General features: G+C 68.7%; 13 protein-coding genes and 1 riboswitch. Of the genes, 5 read left to right on the top strand and 8 right to left on the bottom strand.

From position 1 onward, the window contains the following. Positions 1-3: 3 nt before the first annotated feature. The 4 genes from OHA70_RS28380 to OHA70_RS28365 form a co-directional block, all read right to left on the bottom strand. On the bottom strand, positions 4-765 hold the full coding sequence (locus tag OHA70_RS28380) for a helix-turn-helix domain-containing protein (RefSeq protein WP_328322724.1): 762 nt from the start codon (positions 763-765) through the stop codon (positions 4-6). A 93-nt stretch (positions 766-858) separates the two neighbouring features. Then, positions 859-1,431, bottom strand: coding sequence for a hypothetical protein (locus OHA70_RS28375; RefSeq protein ID WP_328322723.1), 573 nt, complete (start codon positions 1,429-1,431; stop codon positions 859-861). Between the two features lie 3 nt (positions 1,432-1,434). Then, entirely contained in the window at positions 1,435-4,083 is a 2,649-nt protein-coding gene (locus OHA70_RS28370) for an FtsK/SpoIIIE family DNA translocase (protein ID WP_328322722.1), read from the bottom strand. A gap of 112 nt (positions 4,084-4,195) precedes the next feature. Then, positions 4,196-4,810 carry a DinB family protein gene (locus OHA70_RS28365; protein ID WP_328322721.1) on the bottom strand — a complete coding sequence of 205 codons (615 nt, stop codon included), beginning with the start codon at positions 4,808-4,810 and terminating at the stop codon, positions 4,196-4,198. A gap of 162 nt (positions 4,811-4,972) precedes the next feature. Beyond that, positions 4,973-5,087, top strand: a riboswitch (SAM riboswitch). 16 nt (positions 5,088-5,103) lie between these two features. Here OHA70_RS28365 and OHA70_RS28360 point away from each other — a divergent pair. After that, on the top strand, positions 5,104-6,468 hold the full coding sequence (locus OHA70_RS28360) for an aminotransferase class V-fold PLP-dependent enzyme (protein ID WP_328322720.1): 1,365 nt from the start codon (positions 5,104-5,106) through the stop codon (positions 6,466-6,468). 59 nt (positions 6,469-6,527) lie between these two features. Here the strand turns inward: OHA70_RS28360 and OHA70_RS28355 are convergent, their stop codons facing one another. Next, positions 6,528-8,585 (bottom strand): prolyl oligopeptidase family serine peptidase, encoded by a 2,058-nt coding sequence (locus OHA70_RS28355; protein WP_328322719.1) that lies wholly within the window; start codon positions 8,583-8,585, stop codon positions 6,528-6,530. Between the two features lie 133 nt (positions 8,586-8,718). After that, complete coding sequence (locus OHA70_RS28350; protein ID WP_328322718.1) at positions 8,719-10,245, bottom strand: alkaline phosphatase D family protein; 1,527 nt, start codon at positions 10,243-10,245, stop codon at positions 8,719-8,721. 132 nt (positions 10,246-10,377) lie between these two features. Between OHA70_RS28350 and OHA70_RS28345 the strand changes: the two genes are divergently transcribed. Together OHA70_RS28345 and OHA70_RS28340 are read left to right on the top strand one after the other, a co-directional pair. Next, positions 10,378-10,986 carry an ANTAR domain-containing protein gene (locus tag OHA70_RS28345; RefSeq protein WP_328322717.1) on the top strand — a complete coding sequence of 203 codons (609 nt, stop codon included), beginning with the start codon at positions 10,378-10,380 and terminating at the stop codon, positions 10,984-10,986. Between the two features lie 106 nt (positions 10,987-11,092). After that, complete coding sequence (locus OHA70_RS28340; protein ID WP_328322716.1) at positions 11,093-12,217, top strand: fatty acid desaturase family protein; 1,125 nt, start codon at positions 11,093-11,095, stop codon at positions 12,215-12,217. On the opposite strand, the gene OHA70_RS28335 is transcribed toward OHA70_RS28340, so the two are convergent. Next, positions 12,218-12,805 carry a TetR/AcrR family transcriptional regulator gene (locus OHA70_RS28335; protein ID WP_328322715.1) on the bottom strand — a complete coding sequence of 196 codons (588 nt, stop codon included), beginning with the start codon at positions 12,803-12,805 and terminating at the stop codon, positions 12,218-12,220. Between the two features lie 78 nt (positions 12,806-12,883). On the opposite strand from OHA70_RS28335, the gene OHA70_RS28330 reads away from it, so the two are divergent. Beyond that, complete coding sequence (locus tag OHA70_RS28330) at positions 12,884-13,624, top strand: alpha/beta hydrolase family protein (RefSeq protein WP_328322714.1); 741 nt, start codon at positions 12,884-12,886, stop codon at positions 13,622-13,624. Positions 13,625-13,661: 37 nt separating this feature from the next. Next, positions 13,662-14,534 (top strand): hypothetical protein, encoded by an 873-nt coding sequence (locus OHA70_RS28325; protein WP_328322713.1) that lies wholly within the window; start codon positions 13,662-13,664, stop codon positions 14,532-14,534. Here OHA70_RS28325 and OHA70_RS28320 read toward each other — a convergent pair. Continuing rightward, positions 14,476-15,507, bottom strand: a complete 1,032-nt coding sequence (locus OHA70_RS28320) for a LacI family DNA-binding transcriptional regulator (protein ID WP_328322712.1) — start codon at positions 15,505-15,507, stop codon at positions 14,476-14,478. The two genes, OHA70_RS28325 and OHA70_RS28320, sit on opposite strands and share 59 nt — an antisense overlap. Between the last annotated feature and the right edge of the window lie 2 nt (positions 15,508-15,509).

Below are 15,509 nucleotides of genomic sequence, written 5' to 3'. Positions count from 1 at the left end.
GGGTCAGTCTTCGGGGGTGGCTATTTTGCCGGTGGGGAGGATGGTGAAGCGTTTGGCGGGTGGGGTGACCTTGGTGTTGTTGATGTAGACGGTGATGTTGCCGCCGCTTTCCAAGGTGACGCGGATTTCGCCGGCGTAGTTGATGGTTTGGGTGGAGCCGGGGCCGAGGACGCCCTGGAAGAGTTTGAGGCCCTTTGAGTTGCGGATGGTGACGTAGGAGCCGTCGCCTCGGGCGGTCAGGGAGAGCTTGGTGCGGAGGGGCGCAGCGGGCTTCTGCGGTTTCCCGGGGGTGGTCGGCTTCGCGGTGGGCTTGGCGGACGGTTTGGGCGCGGGGGTGGTGACGGCCGCCGTCGGAGTCGTCTTGGAGGCGTTGGCCTCGACGTCGCTGGGAAGGGTGAAGAGGCGCATGATGCCCCAGCCCATCAGGGCGACCAGGATCGCGCCGAGGACGAGTCCCCAGCGTGGGCGGGCCGAGTGCAGGATCGGGCGCTTGTCGCTCGCGCGCTCCTCCCGACGGACGCGGTCCGGCTGCGGTGCCGGGTTCGCCTCGTCGAACTTCGCCAGCAGGGCTTCCGGATCCGCCTTCACCACACGCGCGATCGACCGGATGTGACCGCGGGCATAGAAATTACCGCCGCAGCGGGAGAAGTCGTCGGCCTCCATGGCGGCGAGCAGCCCGGATCTGATCCGGGTCGACGTACTCAGCTGCTCGATCGTCATGTCGGCCCGTTCGCGGGCCGCCGTGAGCTCGCTGCCGATGCTCACGCCCCACCACCTCTCCACCGTCTACGAAGTTGGCTACCAGTACGCCGACGTCACAACAGTCAACGCCCTGGGCTCGACGGGGTCACGCAAGGCTCAGACTTGTTCCCTGACCGGACACCTGGTGTCCGCCAGCATGTGCAGAGCCTGTACCACTTCCCCGTTGGACGGCCTTGCCGTCAACCCGAACGGTACCGCGAGTGAGGTGCCGGTCAGCCGCCGGTTGGCATCGGTGACCTTGCGAGTCGCGGCCGGCATCTCGCTGAGCACCGGTCCGGGGTCGAACAGGTGGACCGCGATCCGGCCGTCATCGAGCGGGTGCCGCCGCTTGAGCACGGTGACCTCCTCGATCTCCTCCCATCGGGTGCCGATCCATTCGTTGCGGATCCGCAACCGGATCCCGACCTCGTCGGCGACCAGCATCGCCCCGACGGTCATCGCCCGCGCACAGATCACCGCGAGCACGACGAAAGCTGCCGCGGCGATCCAGCGCAGTACGCCGGTGGGGCTGGTCGACGCCGAGGTCGCGAAACCGATCGCGACCAGGCCGGCGCCGACGGCCAGGGCTCCGTGCACCTTCTGGGAGGCCTTGACGGTGAACTCGTGGGTGGCTGGATCGGTGTCGACAGCGTGCTGCTCAGACCGGGGCATCGCGGTATGGGCGGTCACGGGTCACTCTCCTCGCAATGTGGCGACGAAGTCCTCTAGGTCGTCCGGTTTCACCAGTACGTCGCGGGCCTTGGAACCCTCGCTCGGCCCGACCACACCCCGGCTCTCCAGGATGTCCATCAGCCGGCCCGCCTTGGCGAAACCGACCCGGAGCTTACGTTGCAGCATCGACGTCGAGCCGAACTGGGTGGACACGATCAGCTCGGCCGCCTGGACGACCAGGTCGAGGTCGTCCCCGATCTCGTCGTCGAGGTCCTTGCTCGGCCCCGTCGGTGCGATCAGATCCTCGCGGTACGTCGGTTGCAGCTGCTCCTTGCAGTGCTCGACCACCGCCCGGATCTCGTTCTCGGTGACCCAGGCGCCCTGGATCCGCATCGGCTTGCTCGCGCCCATCGGCAGGAACAGCCCGTCACCCTGGCCGACCAGCTTCTCCGCGCCGGGCTGGTCCAGAATGACCCGGCTGTCCGCCAGCGACGAGGTCGCGAAGGCCAGCCGGGACGGCACGTTCGCCTTGATCAGACCGGTCACCACGTCGACCGAAGGACGCTGGGTGGCCAGCACCAGGTGGATACCGGCGGCCCGGGCCAACTGGGTGATCCGGACGATCGAGTCCTCGACGTCGCGCGGCGCGACCATCATCAGGTCGGCGAGCTCGTCGACGATCACCAGCAGGTACGGGTACGGCGTGAGGACGCGCTCGCTGCCCGGCGGCGGCTTGATCTTGCCGCCGCGGACCGCCTTGTTGAAGTCGTCGACGTGCCGGAACCCGAAGGCCGCCAGGTCGTCGTAGCGCATGTCCATCTCGCGGACGACCCACTGCAGCGCCTCGGCCGCCTTCTTCGCGCTGGTGATGATCGGCGTGATCAGGTGCGGGATGCCCTCGTAGTTGTTCAGCTCGACCCGCTTGGGGTCGACCAGCACCATCCGGACCTCGTCCGGCGTCGACCGCATCAGCACCGAGGTGATCAGCGAGTTGACGAACGACGACTTACCCGAGCCGGTCGCACCCGCGACGAGCAGGTGCGGCATCTTCGCCATGTTGGCGACGACGAAGCCGCCCTCGACGTCCTTGCCGAGCCCGGCCACCATCGGGTGGTGGTCGTTGCGCGCGGTCGCGGACCGGATCACGTCGCCGAGGCTGACGATCTCCTTGTCCACGTTCGGGATCTCGATGCCGATCGCGGACTTGCCCGGGATCGGCGACAGGATCCGGACGTCGGCCGAGGCCACCGCGTACGCGATGTTCTTCGACAGCGCGGTGACCTTCTCGACCTTGACCGCGGAGCCGAGCTCCACCTCGTACCGCGTGACTGTCGGTCCGCGCGTGTAGCCGGTGACCTGGGCGTCGATGCCGAACTGGTCGAACACCTCGGTCAGCCGGTCGACGACCGCGTCCGAAGCCTTCGTACGGGCCTTGTGCACCGAACCAGGCTTGAGCATCTGGCCGTCGGGCAGCGTGTAGGTGATGTCACCGGAGAGGCTGAGCTGCTCCACCCGCTGCGGGAGCGGCGTGTGCGGAGGCGGCTCGACGACCGACTCAGGCTCCGGGTCCTTCTTGGAGCCGGCCTTCATCGCACCGGCGACCGCGCCATAGATCGGGGGTGCCGCGGCGGCAGCTGCTGCAGCGGCGTCCGCGTCAACGTCGTACGGCTCTTCGTCCGTCTCGATCGGCGCCTTCTTGCGGCCGCGCTTGTTGATCTCGCGGCCTTCGAGCACCGGCGAGTCGTAGGGCTTGACGGTCGGCTCACCGTCGTCGTCCAGAGCAGCCTTCGCGCGGCGCTCCTTGCGCGTCAGACGCACGGTGTCGTCGGCGGCCGCAGCCACTGAGGGCGCGTCGGCCGGGAGTTCAGTACGTCCGAGCAGTACGTCGAACGCCGCGCGTACTCGCAACGGGATCGCATAGATCGGAGTACCGGTGACGACGAGGGCGCCGAAGAGCGAAAGGAGCACCAGCAGCGGCGCTGCGACGTACTGCGTGAGCAGGTCGGACAGCAGCGAGGAGACGACGTAACCGATCGCTCCCCCGGCGTCCTGCAGCCTGCCGTCGGACGGGTTGCCGGGACGCGGCAGACCGTTGGCGATGTGGACCAGGCCGAGCACTCCGAGCGAAACCGCGGTCCAGCCGATCACCTGGCGTCCGGCCGGGCCATTGCGGTCCGGGTGACGCATGGTGCGCAGCGCGATGAACAGGAGCATCAGCGGGACGGCCCAGCCGAGCATGCCGACGCTGCCGCCGACCGCCACCCGGATGCCCTTGCCGACCGCGCCGGGCATGTCCCACCAGATCGCGGCGGCCACTACGAACGCCAGGCCGATCAGGGTGAGGCCGGCGCCGTCGCGGCGGTGGGCGGGGTCGAGGTCACGGGCGCCGTGGCCGATGCCGCGGACCATGCTGCCGAGCAGGTGGGCGATCCCGATCCAGACCTTGACCAGCCCCCTGGCGAGGGCGAGCATGGCGGCCGCGAACGGGCCGGCCCCAGTGGATTTGGGTACGGCAGTCCGCGCAGCGGTGGTACCACTGCGCTTCGTGCTCTGCCCACGCTTCTGGGCGCCTGACGGACGGGAGCGGCCACCAGCTGCCGAGCGGCCCGATGCGGGGCTGCTAGCTGCCGACTTCCGCGCCCGCGCCGGGGAAGACGTGCGGGTAGCCATATCTAGCAGGCTACCCCGACTACCACTCGAGTCACACGTGTCACACGCCGATCACACCGCCCCATCCGTAGCGTCACAGCCCCCCGCGGCCGGGCGTGTCCAAGCGCCGGCATTAGGCGCCGGTCACGCCGTCCAGGTGTTCGCGGAGGAAGTCGGCGTGGCCGCAGTGGCGGGCGTATTCGCCGATCAGGTGGATGTAGATCATCCGGAGCGAGGACACCTCGTCACGGAAGGTGAACTGCTGGTCGAGCGAGTAGCCCTCGGCGGCCTTGTCGGACAGCGCCCACTCGTCGATCAGGGCCTCGTACTCCGCTTGGGCGCGACTCGCGTCGATCAACTCGAAGTCAGCGTCCTTGCCCAGCGCCGGGTCGAAGACCGGCTCAGCCGGCTCGGCAAAGGCGGGGGCAGAGGCGGAGGCGGGCGCGGCGGAAGATGCGGGGGCAGGCGCGGGCGCGGCGGAAGGTGCGGGCGCTGCGGGAGCGGGCCTGGCGGAGGCGAAGTGGATGCGGAACCAGATCCGCTCGACCTTGGTCAGGTGCCGGATCAGCCCGAGCAGCGAGAGGTTGGAGGGCGGCGACGGCCGCGCGGCCAGTTGCTCGGCGGTCAGACCGGAGCATTTGTACAGCAGCGTGGTCCGGTAGAAGTTCAGGTAGCCGGCGAGCAACTCCTGCTCGGGCGCGACGAGCGAGCCCTCGGGCCGCTCGACCTCAGGTGCGATCCAGGTCATCCGCGCATCCTCTCCCGACGCCACTCCCCCGGGCCATTGCATCAAGCAACAACCACAAAAGCCTCGCAGCGCACGCCTACCGTCTCACGATACGTGCGAGTATCCCAAACACTGAGATAGCTGCTGGCGCAGACCACGGATCGTTGGTTACCGTCTTCGGCAGGTCATGAGTGTCAGCGTCAAGCCCCGGCTCGCTGGCCGGCAACCCTCCTCCGCGGTGGGGTGCCCCGGGTGAGGACCCGGCCGTTCGGATACCCCGATTCGGCAAGTGCGGACCACCCGGGAGCAGAACCATGTCGATCCTCTCCATCCTCGAGCCTTCCAACACCGCCGTGACCACCCGGCCGGTGATCAGCAAGCTCACCACCGGCAACATCCCAGCGACCGTCGCGAGCGACCTGCTGGTCCCGCTGGCCGACGGTCGCGTGACGGACTACGCGAACTTCGACCACGGTGCGAGCGCGCCGTGTCTGGAGTCGGTGCGAGCGGCGGTCGAGGCCGCGCTCCCGTCGTACGCGTCGGTGCACCGTGGCAACGGCTACGCCTCCCGGATCACCACCCAGTGGTACGAGCGGGCCCGCGCCGAGGTGCACGGCTTCGTCGGCGCCCGCGAGACCGACCAGGTGATCTTCACCCGGCAGACCACGGACGCACTCAACCTGCTGGCCCGCGCCGTACCGGCCGACGCGACCGTGATCGTGTTCGAGTCCGAGCACCACGCAGCCCTTCTCCCCTGGCCCGCCGAGCGCACCACCAGGCTCGCCGCGCCGACCAGCCCCACCGCAGCGGTGACCGCAGTTGCCGACGCGCTGCGCGAAGCACCCGAGGGTCCCCGCCTGGTCGTCATCACCGGCGCGTCGAACGTCACGGGCGAGATCTTCCCGATCGCCGAGATCGCCGCCGTCGCCAAGGCCCACGGCGCCCGCGTCTGCCTCGACGCCGCGCAGCTCGCCCCGCACCGCGCCGTCGACATCCAGGAGCTGGACGTCGACTGGGTCGCACTGTCGGGCCACAAGCTCTACGCCCCGTACGGTGCCGGCGCGCTGATCGGCCGGGCCGACTGGCTCAACGCAGCCGACCCGTACCTGCTGGGCGGCGGCGCGACGGCCGCGGTGACCAGCGACACGACCGTGTGGAACGAAGGCCCGGCCCGGCACGAAGGCGGCTCCCCCAACGTGATCGGCGCGATCGCACTGGCCGCCGCCTGCGCCGCGATCACCCAGCACCGCGAGGCGATCGAGCAGCACGAGCGCAGCCTGCTCGCCCGGCTCCGCACCGGTTTGGCCCAGATCGCCGGCGTAAACACGTACGACATCTTCGGCGCCGACGCTGACCGGGTCGGCACGGTCTGCTTCACCATCGACGGGGTCAGCTCGACGCTGGTGTCGGCAGCGCTCTCGGCGGAGTACGGGATCGGCGTACGGGACGGCAAGTTCTGTGCGCACCCGCTGGTCGGCCACCTGCTCGCCGACTCGCCGGAGGCCACGGCCGTCCGGGCCAGCCTCGGCCTCGGTACGACCCGCGAGCACGTCGACCGTCTCGTGAACGCCGTGCGCACCCTGGCGACCAGCGGCCTGACCACCCAGTACGACGAGACGCCGCACGGCTGTCAGCCCCACAACGACCCCCGCGACCTCATCGCCCCCAAGATCTGGTGAAACAACCCTGACTCGCCCGCGGCCGGGCCACCGTTCGGCCCAGCCGCGAACCCCAAGAGTCAGGCGTCCGGTTGCAGGCCTGTGTGGTGAGCGGCAAACGCCAGCAGGTCGGCCCATTCCGAGGCAACCATGGCCGCGGGCTTACCGAAGCCGTGACCGGTGTTGACCTCGATTCTGCTGAGCACCGGACTACTACCAGCTTGAACGTGTTGCAAGGTCGCCATGAACTTGTGGCTGTGCAGTGGCACCACCCGGTCGTCATGGTCGCCGGTGACGACCAGAGTCGCCGGGTACGACGTACCGTCGCGCAGGTTGTGCAGTGGCGAGTAGGCCAGCAGGTCCTCGAACTGTGTCGGGTCGTCGGGCAGTCCGAAGTCCGATGCCCAGGCAGCGCCCACAGTGAAGAGGTGGAAGCGCAGCATGTCCAGCACGCCGACACCGGGCAGCGCCACCGCGAACAGGTCCGGCCGCTGGGCCATCACCGCTCCGACGAGCAGTCCGCCGTTGCTGCGGCCGTGGATGGCCAGCTGCGCCGGTGTACTGACCTTGGTCTTGGTCAGGTCCTCCCCGACCGCGATGAAGTCGTCGAAGACGTTCTGTTTGTTCCGCAGCCGCCCGTCGTCATGCCAGGAGCTCCCGTACTCCCCACCGCCACGCAAGTTGGTGATCACCAGTACGCCGCCCGCCGCAAGCCAGGCCGGCCAGCCCGGACGGTAGTCGGCCATGATCGGGATGCCGAAGCCGCCGTAGCCGTACATCAACGTCGGCCGCGGCTCGTCGAAGGTCAGGTCGGCCCGGCTGATCAGGAAGTACGGCACTTGCCGCCCGGGCTCGACCCGACGGCTCACGGTGATGTCCGGCGACAGGAAGCCGACACCGGCCGGCACCAACGATGGCAGCGCCCGGAACTCACCCGTCTCAGCCGAGACCACATACGCGACCGTCGGATCCGTGGTCGACGACAAGCCAATGAACAGCTCGTCGTACTTCGTCGACGCGTTCAACCCCACAAAGCCCCCACCCGGCACCGGCACCACCTGGCCGTCGCCGCCCTCCAAGGAGTGCAGCGCGAGCACCGGCTGCGCGTCGACCAGGGTCACCACGGCAAGCCCCGCCAACGTGCCGCTCACGGTCAGCAAGGCGTTGTCGCCCTCGGGGATGAGGTCGGTGAAGTTGCCGGCCAGATCCGAGGTCACCACCCGGCCCCGGGATGCGTCGCGGTCGGTCCGCAGTACGAGTTGGTCGCCGGACATCCGGACGAACAGCGTCTCGTCGCGGAACTCGTCGATCACCTTGATCGGCTCCCCCAGCCCGCCGTCGGCCAGCGGATAGACCCACAGCCGCGTCGCCGGATCGGTGCCCTCGGCAAGCGTCACCACGAGGTACCGATCGTCGTCGGACACCTCGGGCTGGATGAAGATCTGCGGATTGTCCGGGAAGTTCAGGATCAGCTGGTCGTCGTCCTGCGGTGTACCGACCTTGTGCAGCTTCAACTGGCCACCACCGAGTGCCTGCGTCTCGGTGCCCTCACTGCGACCACTGGCCGGGTAGTGCAGGTAGAGGTACGCCGATGAGTCCGGCAGCCAGGTTGCCTCGGAGAACTTGGCACGAGTCACCATGTCGTCCACGTCGGCGCCAGTAGCCACCTCACGCAGCCGGAAGGTGGTCCAGTCGCTCCCACTCTCATTGACGCCGTAGGCGAAGTACCGGCCGTCCGGGCTGACGGTGAAGTTGCCGAGCGAGTCAGTGCCGTCCACGGACAGCTTGTTCGGGTCGATGATGACCCGGCCGCCCTCGAGCAGTCCCTGCAGGGAGTCGGCGACATACAGGACGTCCTGCGCCCGGGTGCCGTCGTTGCGGCCGACGAAGTACCAGCCGGACTTCCGCACCGGTACTCCGGCCCGCGGGCGCGCCAGGATCGCCGTCATCGTCTCCTGGAACCAGGCGCGCTCTGGATAGCTCGACAGCTCGGTCTCGGTCGCAGAGTTCTGGCGGGAGACCCAGTCCTTGGTCTCGGCGGAGTCTGCGTCCTCCAGCCAGCGGTACGGGTCGGCGATCTCGCGTCCGTGCAGGGTGTCGACGACAGTCTCGTCACGGCGACTCTCTGGGTAGCTCATGCGAGCCAACCTAGTACGGCCTGCCGGGCCACTAAAGCCTGTTTTCCCTTGCGCGTCCCGCTCACCAGGCCTTCAGCGGGCGGCATCCCGCGCTAGGCATCCGGACTGGTGAGCGGGCCGCTCCCCAGAGTTGTCAGTGGTGGTGGGCCGGTGGCAGGTCCTTGCGCCAGAGCACCTTGCCGTAGAGATCTCGCAGCGAGGCGGTGAAGACCGCGGACCGGGGGTCGATCGACACGTGCCCGAAGAACTGGTTGCCACCCGACGGCGGCTGGTTGGGGAAGTCAGCTGCTTTCACGAACTCCAACCGAGGCCCGAAGGTCGGGTCCAGCGCGTTCGGCCCGAACGTACCGGCATTGACCGGACCGGCGACCAGCTCCCAGAACGGGTCGAAGTCGGTGAAGGCCGCCCGGGACGGGTCGTAGTGGTGCGCGGCGCAGTAGTGCACGTCCGCCGTCAGCCAGACCGTGTTCTTGACCTTCCGGCGCTTGAACTGCGAGAGCACCCAGGCGATCTCGTGCTCGCGACCACCGGGCGCACCCGCCAGCCCATTGGCGACAGCCTCGATCTCGGTACCGTCCGGCACCAGCAGACCCAGCGGCATGTCGCTGGCGATCACCTTCCAGGTCGCCTTGGAAGCGGCGGCCTCGCGAACCAGCCATGCTGCCTGCTCGGCACCCAGCATCGCGACCGACCCTGCCACACCCGGTGCCGGGTTGGCGCCGCGGTACGTCCGCATGTCGAGGCAGAAGACATCGAGCAGCGGGCCATAGCTCACCTTGCGGTAGATGCGGTTGCGGCCGGCGGTGTGCACCATCGGCAGGTACTCCAGGAACGCCTGCCGCGACCGGGCGGCCAGCACGTCGACCCGCTTCTCGGTGTAGCGGTCGTCGGTCAGGATCTCGCCGGGGTACCAGTTGTTCAGCGTCTCGTGGTCGTCCCACTGGCTGACGATCGGCACATCGGCGTACAGGTCGCGGAGGTTGTGGTCGAGCAGGTTGTACTTGTACCGCCCCCGGTACTCCGCCAGCGTCTCGGCGACCTTGCTGACCTCCTCGGTCACCACGTTCTTCCAGGTGGTGCCGTCGGGGATCGCCACCGAGGCCGCGATCGGGCCGTCAGCGTAGATGTTGTCGCCGGAGTGCAGGAAGAAGTCGGGGCGGGTCTGGTGCATCGCCTTGTACGCGATCATGCCGCCGATGTCTGGGTTGATGCCGTAGCCCTGGCCGGCCGTGTCGCCGGTCCACACGAAACTGACGGGGCGATTGCGGCCCGGCGTACTGAAGGAGCCCTCGATGGTCTCGCCGCGGCGGCCGTAGGCGTCCTCGAAGCCGATCCGGTAGTCGTAGCGCTGACCGGGGCGCAGACCACGCAGCGGCAGCTGGGCCGTGTAGTCCTGGTCGGCCGAGGTGATCGGGCCGCGCAGCCGCACGGCCCGGTCGAACCGGCCATTGCTGGTCAGGTCGACGGTCAGGCGGGCACGGCGGTCGGTACGCGACCAGACGACGGCCGAGTTCGACGTGACGTCACCCGACATGATTCCGGACGGCAAGGCGGGCCGGTCCCGGCGTACGACGGAAGCGGCGGCGGTAACGCTCGGTACTGCGGCAGTTGCACCCGCGACGGCAGTGGCGGCCAGGAGCTGGCGGCGGCTCAAGTTCATGAGCCGAAGGTGCTCCTCCGGAGTGACGTCCGGGTGACTGCGGAACGAACTAAGTAACAACTTGCCCGAGGTAGCACCGGGGGCTTGCGCAGGCGTTGATGATTGAGTCTCACAGGGTCGAAGGGAATTCCGGTGCAGTCCAGGGAACAACGCCTCACAGAGGTGTTCATCAAGCTCGCCGACACGCTCGGCGACGATTTCGAGCTGGCCGATTTTCTGGGCATGCTCGCCGAGGCGACGGTCGAACTGCTGGAGGTGGACGCGGTCGGCCTGGACCTGACCGGCGACGGCCACATACTCCGCGTCCTCGCCGCCGCCGACTCCCCCGCCAAGCTCGTTGAGACGGAGCTCCCGAGCTACCCGACCACCGAGGTGCTCCCGCTGTGCCTGCGGGGCAAGGCGATCGGCTCGATGAACCTGTACCGGACCGACCACACCGCCTTCAGCGAGCAGGAGCTGACGCTGGGGCAAGCGCTGTCCGACATGGCCACGATCGGCCTGCTGCACGAGCGCGAACACCGCGGCCGGCAAGAGCTGTGCGGGCAGCTGCAACAGGCGCTGGACAGCCGGATCCTGATCGAACAGGCCAAGGGAATGCTTGCCGAACGCACCGGCCTGACCCTGCCGGAGGCCTTCGCGGCGATGCGCTCGTACGCCCGGGGCAAGGGCTGCGGGTTGAAGGCGGTGGCCAGAGGTGTGCTCGACGGCACACTGCTGACCGCGAGCCTGCCGACTCCCTGAGCCTGAGCACGCCACGCCCCTACCGAGCGGTCGGTTGCGTACGGTCGTCCAGCGTGGTTCCGTTGGGTGCTACAGCCACTCTTCTCGTGGCGCTGCCCTGGACCCGGTGGCGCATCTCGACCGATGCACTCCGGATGGGGCGTTCTCCTTGTCGCAACTGCTTGCCGAAGACCCGCACCCCCAAAGGCCGCAACAGAAGTACGCGAGCCTCTACAGCGACCTGCTGCACACGGTCCGGGATCTGGGCCTGTTGCGACGCCGCTACACCTACTACTGGACCCGCATCGGCCTGGTACTGGCCGCGCTGGGCGGTGTCATCACCGGATTCATCCTGCTCGGTGACTCCTGGTTCCAGTTGCTGATGGCCGGTGCCCTCGCGCTGATCCTGGTCCAGGTCGCGTTCCTCAGCCATGACAGCGCGCACCGGCAGATCTTCCACTCCGCCGCCTGGAACGACTGGACCGCCCGCCTGCTGGCCGGTGGCCTCGCCGGGATGAGTATCACCTGGTGGAAGAACAAGCACAGCAAGCACCACAACGCGCCGAACCAGCTCGGCAAGGATCCCGACATCGCCATCGGCGTCGTTGCCTTCACGCCCGACCACGCGGCCAAGCGCAAGCGCGGCTTCATGAAGTGGTACCAGGATCGCCAGGGCTGGCTCTTCTTCCCGCTGCTGACGCTCGAGGGCCTCAGCCTGCACGTGTCGAGCCTCCAACACCTGTTCCGTCGCGGCGCCACCAAGGTGGAGCGGGTCGAGGCGGCAGTCGTCGTCTCCCGGCTCGGCCTGTACGTGACCGCCCTGTACGTCGTGCTGCCGCTCGGCAAGGCCAGCGCGTTCCTCGGCCTGCAGCTGGCCGTCTTCGGGGTCTGCCTCGGTGGCTCGTTCGCGCCGAACCACAAGGGCATGCCGCTGGTGCCGGCCACGATGAAGATCGACTTCCTCCGTCGCCAGGTGCTGATGTCGCGCAACATCCGCGGCGGCGTCCTCACCGATTTCGCGATGGGCGGGCTCAATTACCAGATCGAGCACCACCTGTTCCCGAGCATGCCGCGACCGACGCTGCGCCAGGTCCAGCCGATCGTCCGCGAGTACTGCCAGCTGCACGGCGTGAAGTACACCGAGGTCGCGTTCCTCGAGTCGTACAAGATCGTCGTCGACTACCTCAACAACGTCGGCCTGCGCGCCCGCGACCCGTTCGCGTGCCCGTTGGTCAGCCAGTACCGGAAGTAATCAGCCTGTACTTGGGCTGAGCAGCGGCAGCGCCGCGGCCAGCGCGTCATCGGCCGCGGCCCTACCTAGAGCGAGGTGGTCGGCCATCACGGTCGCGCCCTCCAGCAGCATCAGCAACTGACCCCCGACCCGGTCCGGGTCGGGCACGCCCGCCGCGGCAGCGATCTGGGCGAGTAAGGCCCGATAGCCGTCGAGATGTCGGACCACCATGCTGCGGGCCGGCTCGAAATGCCGCTGGGTCGCCGCGTTCACCAGCGCACACCCGCGGTAGTCCGGCTGGTCGAACCACTCCCCCAGTACGCCGAACACCGCGGTCAGCTGAGCGACCGGGTCATCCCCACCCGTCTCCGCCGCTCGCCGCAGCCAGGCGTTGTTGCGATCGCTGCGCGCCTGCAGGACAGCGGCGATCAGCCCGTCCTTCGAGCCGAAGTGCCGGTAGAGGGTCTCCTTGGACGCTCCGACCGACGAGCACAGCTCGGCGATTCCGACTCCGTCCAGCCCGCGCTCGTAGAAGACGGCGGTGGCGGCGTCGAGCATGGCCGCCCGGGTCCTGTCGGGGTCGAGCGAGGTTCCTTTGGCGACGGGCATGGGGAGATGGTACCGACCGGCCTCATCTCTTGCTAACGTTGCGATGGTACCGGTCGGTTCGATCAGATGAGGTGTCGCTTGACGTACGCCAGCACCACTACCTTCACCGTCTCCAGCGGCGGTCATGAGCTGCCCGGAGTACTGCACCTGTTTGCGGGCGACGGGCCGCATCCGGCCGTGCTGTTGCTGCACGGTTTTCCGGGCTGGGAGCGCAACTTCGATCTCGCGCACGTCCTTCGGCGAGCCGGCTACGCGACGCTCATCTTCCACTACCGCGGTTCGTGGGGAGCGGCCGGGACATGGGCCTGGAGCAACGTTCTCGAGGACGCGGCGGCCGCGGTCGAGCAACTGCGCGCGGATCCGCGCGTCGATGCCACCAGGCTCACTGTCATCGGCCACAGCATGGGTGGGTTCGCCGCCCTGCAGACCGTCGCGGCCGACCCGACGATTCCGGCGGTCGTATCGATCGCGGGCTTCGACTTCGGCGCCGCCGGTACCGCACCTGATCCCGACCAGTACGTCGAACCGTTCGACGGCGACCTGCTCCCGCTGCAAGGGACCAGCGGCCGCGCGCTCGTCGACGAGATGGTTGCCCACGGCCCCGAATGGCGACTCGCCGATCTCGCGCCCCAGCTGGCCGATCGCCGCGTCCTCCTGATCGGGGCGAGCCGGGACGCGGCTGCCCCGCCGGAGCAGCATCACCTGCCGCTGGTCGAGGCGTACAAGAATGCCGAACACCACCTGTTCCCCACCGACCATGCGCTGGCGAGCCATCGGGAGGAGCTGGCCGAGGCAGTCCTCGCCTTCCTCAAGGCCTGAAGAATGGGCGAGCTTCGGTCCCCGTAGTGTGAGGCGTATGTGGTGGGGATTGCTGTGCGCCCTGGCTGCCGCTCTGGCCTATGGCCTGGCGTCGGTGATGCAGTCGATGGCTGCCACGGCGACGCCCGGCGGTGGTGAGGGCGTCGATCCCCGGCTGCTCGTCCGGGTGATCGGGCAGTGGCGGTTCATGGCTGGAATCGGGCTTGACCTGTGTGGATTCGGGTTCCAGTTGGCCGCACTGCAGGTGCTTCCACTCTTCGTCGTCCAGGCAGCGCTGGCCGCCAGCCTCGCCGTCACCGCGGTAGCCGCCCGATTCCTCGGCATCAGGCTGGGCCGCCGCGAGTGGGCGGCGGTCGGCGCTGTCTGCGTCGGCCTCGGGCTGCTCGGGCTGTCCGCGGAGAGCGAAGGCGCCGCCTCGATCGGCAGCGGCTTCCGCTGGGGCCTCGTCATCGCAACGCTGGCGCTCGTCGCCATCGGCCTGTCCGCAGGGCTGGCACCCAAGAGGTTGCGGGCACCGCTGCTCGGCCTGGTCGCCGGGCTGAGCTTTGGTGTGGTGGCGATCTCGGGGCGGGTTATCCCCAGCTTCAAACTGCTCGACCTGCTCACCGAGCCCGCCGTGTACACGGCCGTCGTCGCGGGGGCCGGGGCGATGCTGTTCTTCGCCTCGGCGCTGCAACGCGGCAGCATCACGACCGCGACGGCCATGCTCGTCGTCGGCGAGACAGTCTTCCCGGCCGCCGTCGGCATCCTGGCGCTGGGCGACCGGACCCGCCATGGGTTCGTAGTACCGGCGGCGGCCGGTTTCGCGCTAGCGATCGCGGCCGCCCTGGCCCTTGCCCGGTACGGCGAGGTCAGCTCGACGGAGGAATCTCCCCCGAGCCGCGAATCGTCAACTTCACCGGCACCCTGACCGTCCGGCCCGGACGGTGCGGCTCGGGCAGCCGCTCGGTCATCAGCTGGATCGCAGTACGGGCCATCACGTCGGCCGACTGCGCCACCGCGGTCAGTCCGGGGCTGAGCAGGTCGCCGAGCGCCAGGTCGTCGAACGACACCAGCGCCACGCGATCGCGCCGGCCCGCCATCCCCCGCAGTACCTCCGCAGTCGTCATGTTGTTCGCCGACAGAATGGCCGTCGCGGGCTCGGGGCGGTCCAGTACTGCGGACAGCGTGATCCCGATCCCCTCCGTCGTCGGCTCGGACAGGTGGACCAGGTCCTCGTCGACGTCGATCCGGTGCCGAGCCATCGCGGCCCGGTAGGCCACGACGCGCTCGCGAGCCGTGAAGATCCGCTCGTCGTCACCGAGGTACGCGATCCGGCGATGCCCCTGCCGAACCAGGTGATCGATCGCCTGGTCGATGCCACCGGCGTTGTCGGCCAGTACCGCGTCGGCCTCGATCCCGTGCGCCGGCCGGTCGATCGTCACGACCGCCATGCCCGCGTCCACGTGCGGGGCCAGGTAGTCCTGGGTCTCCCCGATCGGCGCCATGATCAGCGCATCCGGGCGCCGGGCAACGAACTCCAGGCAGACGTCCCGCTCACGCTCGGGGTCCTCGTCGGTCAGCCCGATCATCACGACCGAACCGCTCCCCCGCGCCCACAGCTCGACCGCACGGCCGAGCGAGGCGAAGAACGGGTCGCCGATGTCGCGGATGACGACCGCGATCGTGCCGGTCTTGCCGCGGCGCAGCATCCGGGCGCTCTCGTTCGGCGTGTAGTTCAGGTCCTTGATCGCGGCCTGGACCTTCGCGGTCAGCTCCGGGCTGACGTTCGGCTCCTCGTTGACCACCCGGGAGACGGTCTTGAGCGCCACGCCCGCCCGGGCCGCGACCTCTTTCATGGTGGGCCGGCGCTGCCCGGCTCCATTCACACCAGTGATACTCACAA

Source organism: Kribbella sp. NBC_00382 (genome assembly GCF_036067295.1).
Lineage (GTDB): Bacteria > Actinomycetota > Actinomycetes > Propionibacteriales > Kribbellaceae > Kribbella.
The sequence above is the reverse complement of the archived record's forward strand: the minus strand, read 5'-3'. Positions and strand labels throughout refer to the sequence as shown.

What these genes read in the sequence shown, in the direction of transcription:
- OHA70_RS28370 (WP_328322722.1), bottom strand. Translation starts at nt 4,083, where the DNA reads ATGGCTACCCGCACGTCTTCCCCGGCGCGGGCGCGGAAGTCGGCAGCT.
- OHA70_RS28365 (WP_328322721.1), bottom strand. Translation starts at nt 4,810, where the DNA reads ATGACCTGGATCGCACCTGAGGTCGAGCGGCCCGAGGGCTCGCTCGTC.
- OHA70_RS28360 (WP_328322720.1), top strand. Translation starts at nt 5,104, where the DNA reads ATGTCGATCCTCTCCATCCTCGAGCCTTCCAACACCGCCGTGACCACC.
- OHA70_RS28355 (WP_328322719.1), bottom strand. Translation starts at nt 8,585, where the DNA reads ATGAGCTACCCAGAGAGTCGCCGTGACGAGACTGTCGTCGACACCCTG.
- OHA70_RS28350 (WP_328322718.1), bottom strand. Translation starts at nt 10,245, where the DNA reads ATGAACTTGAGCCGCCGCCAGCTCCTGGCCGCCACTGCCGTCGCGGGT.
- OHA70_RS28335 (WP_328322715.1), bottom strand. Translation starts at nt 12,805, where the DNA reads ATGCCCGTCGCCAAAGGAACCTCGCTCGACCCCGACAGGACCCGGGCG.
- OHA70_RS28325 (WP_328322713.1), top strand. Translation starts at nt 13,662, where the DNA reads ATGTGGTGGGGATTGCTGTGCGCCCTGGCTGCCGCTCTGGCCTATGGC.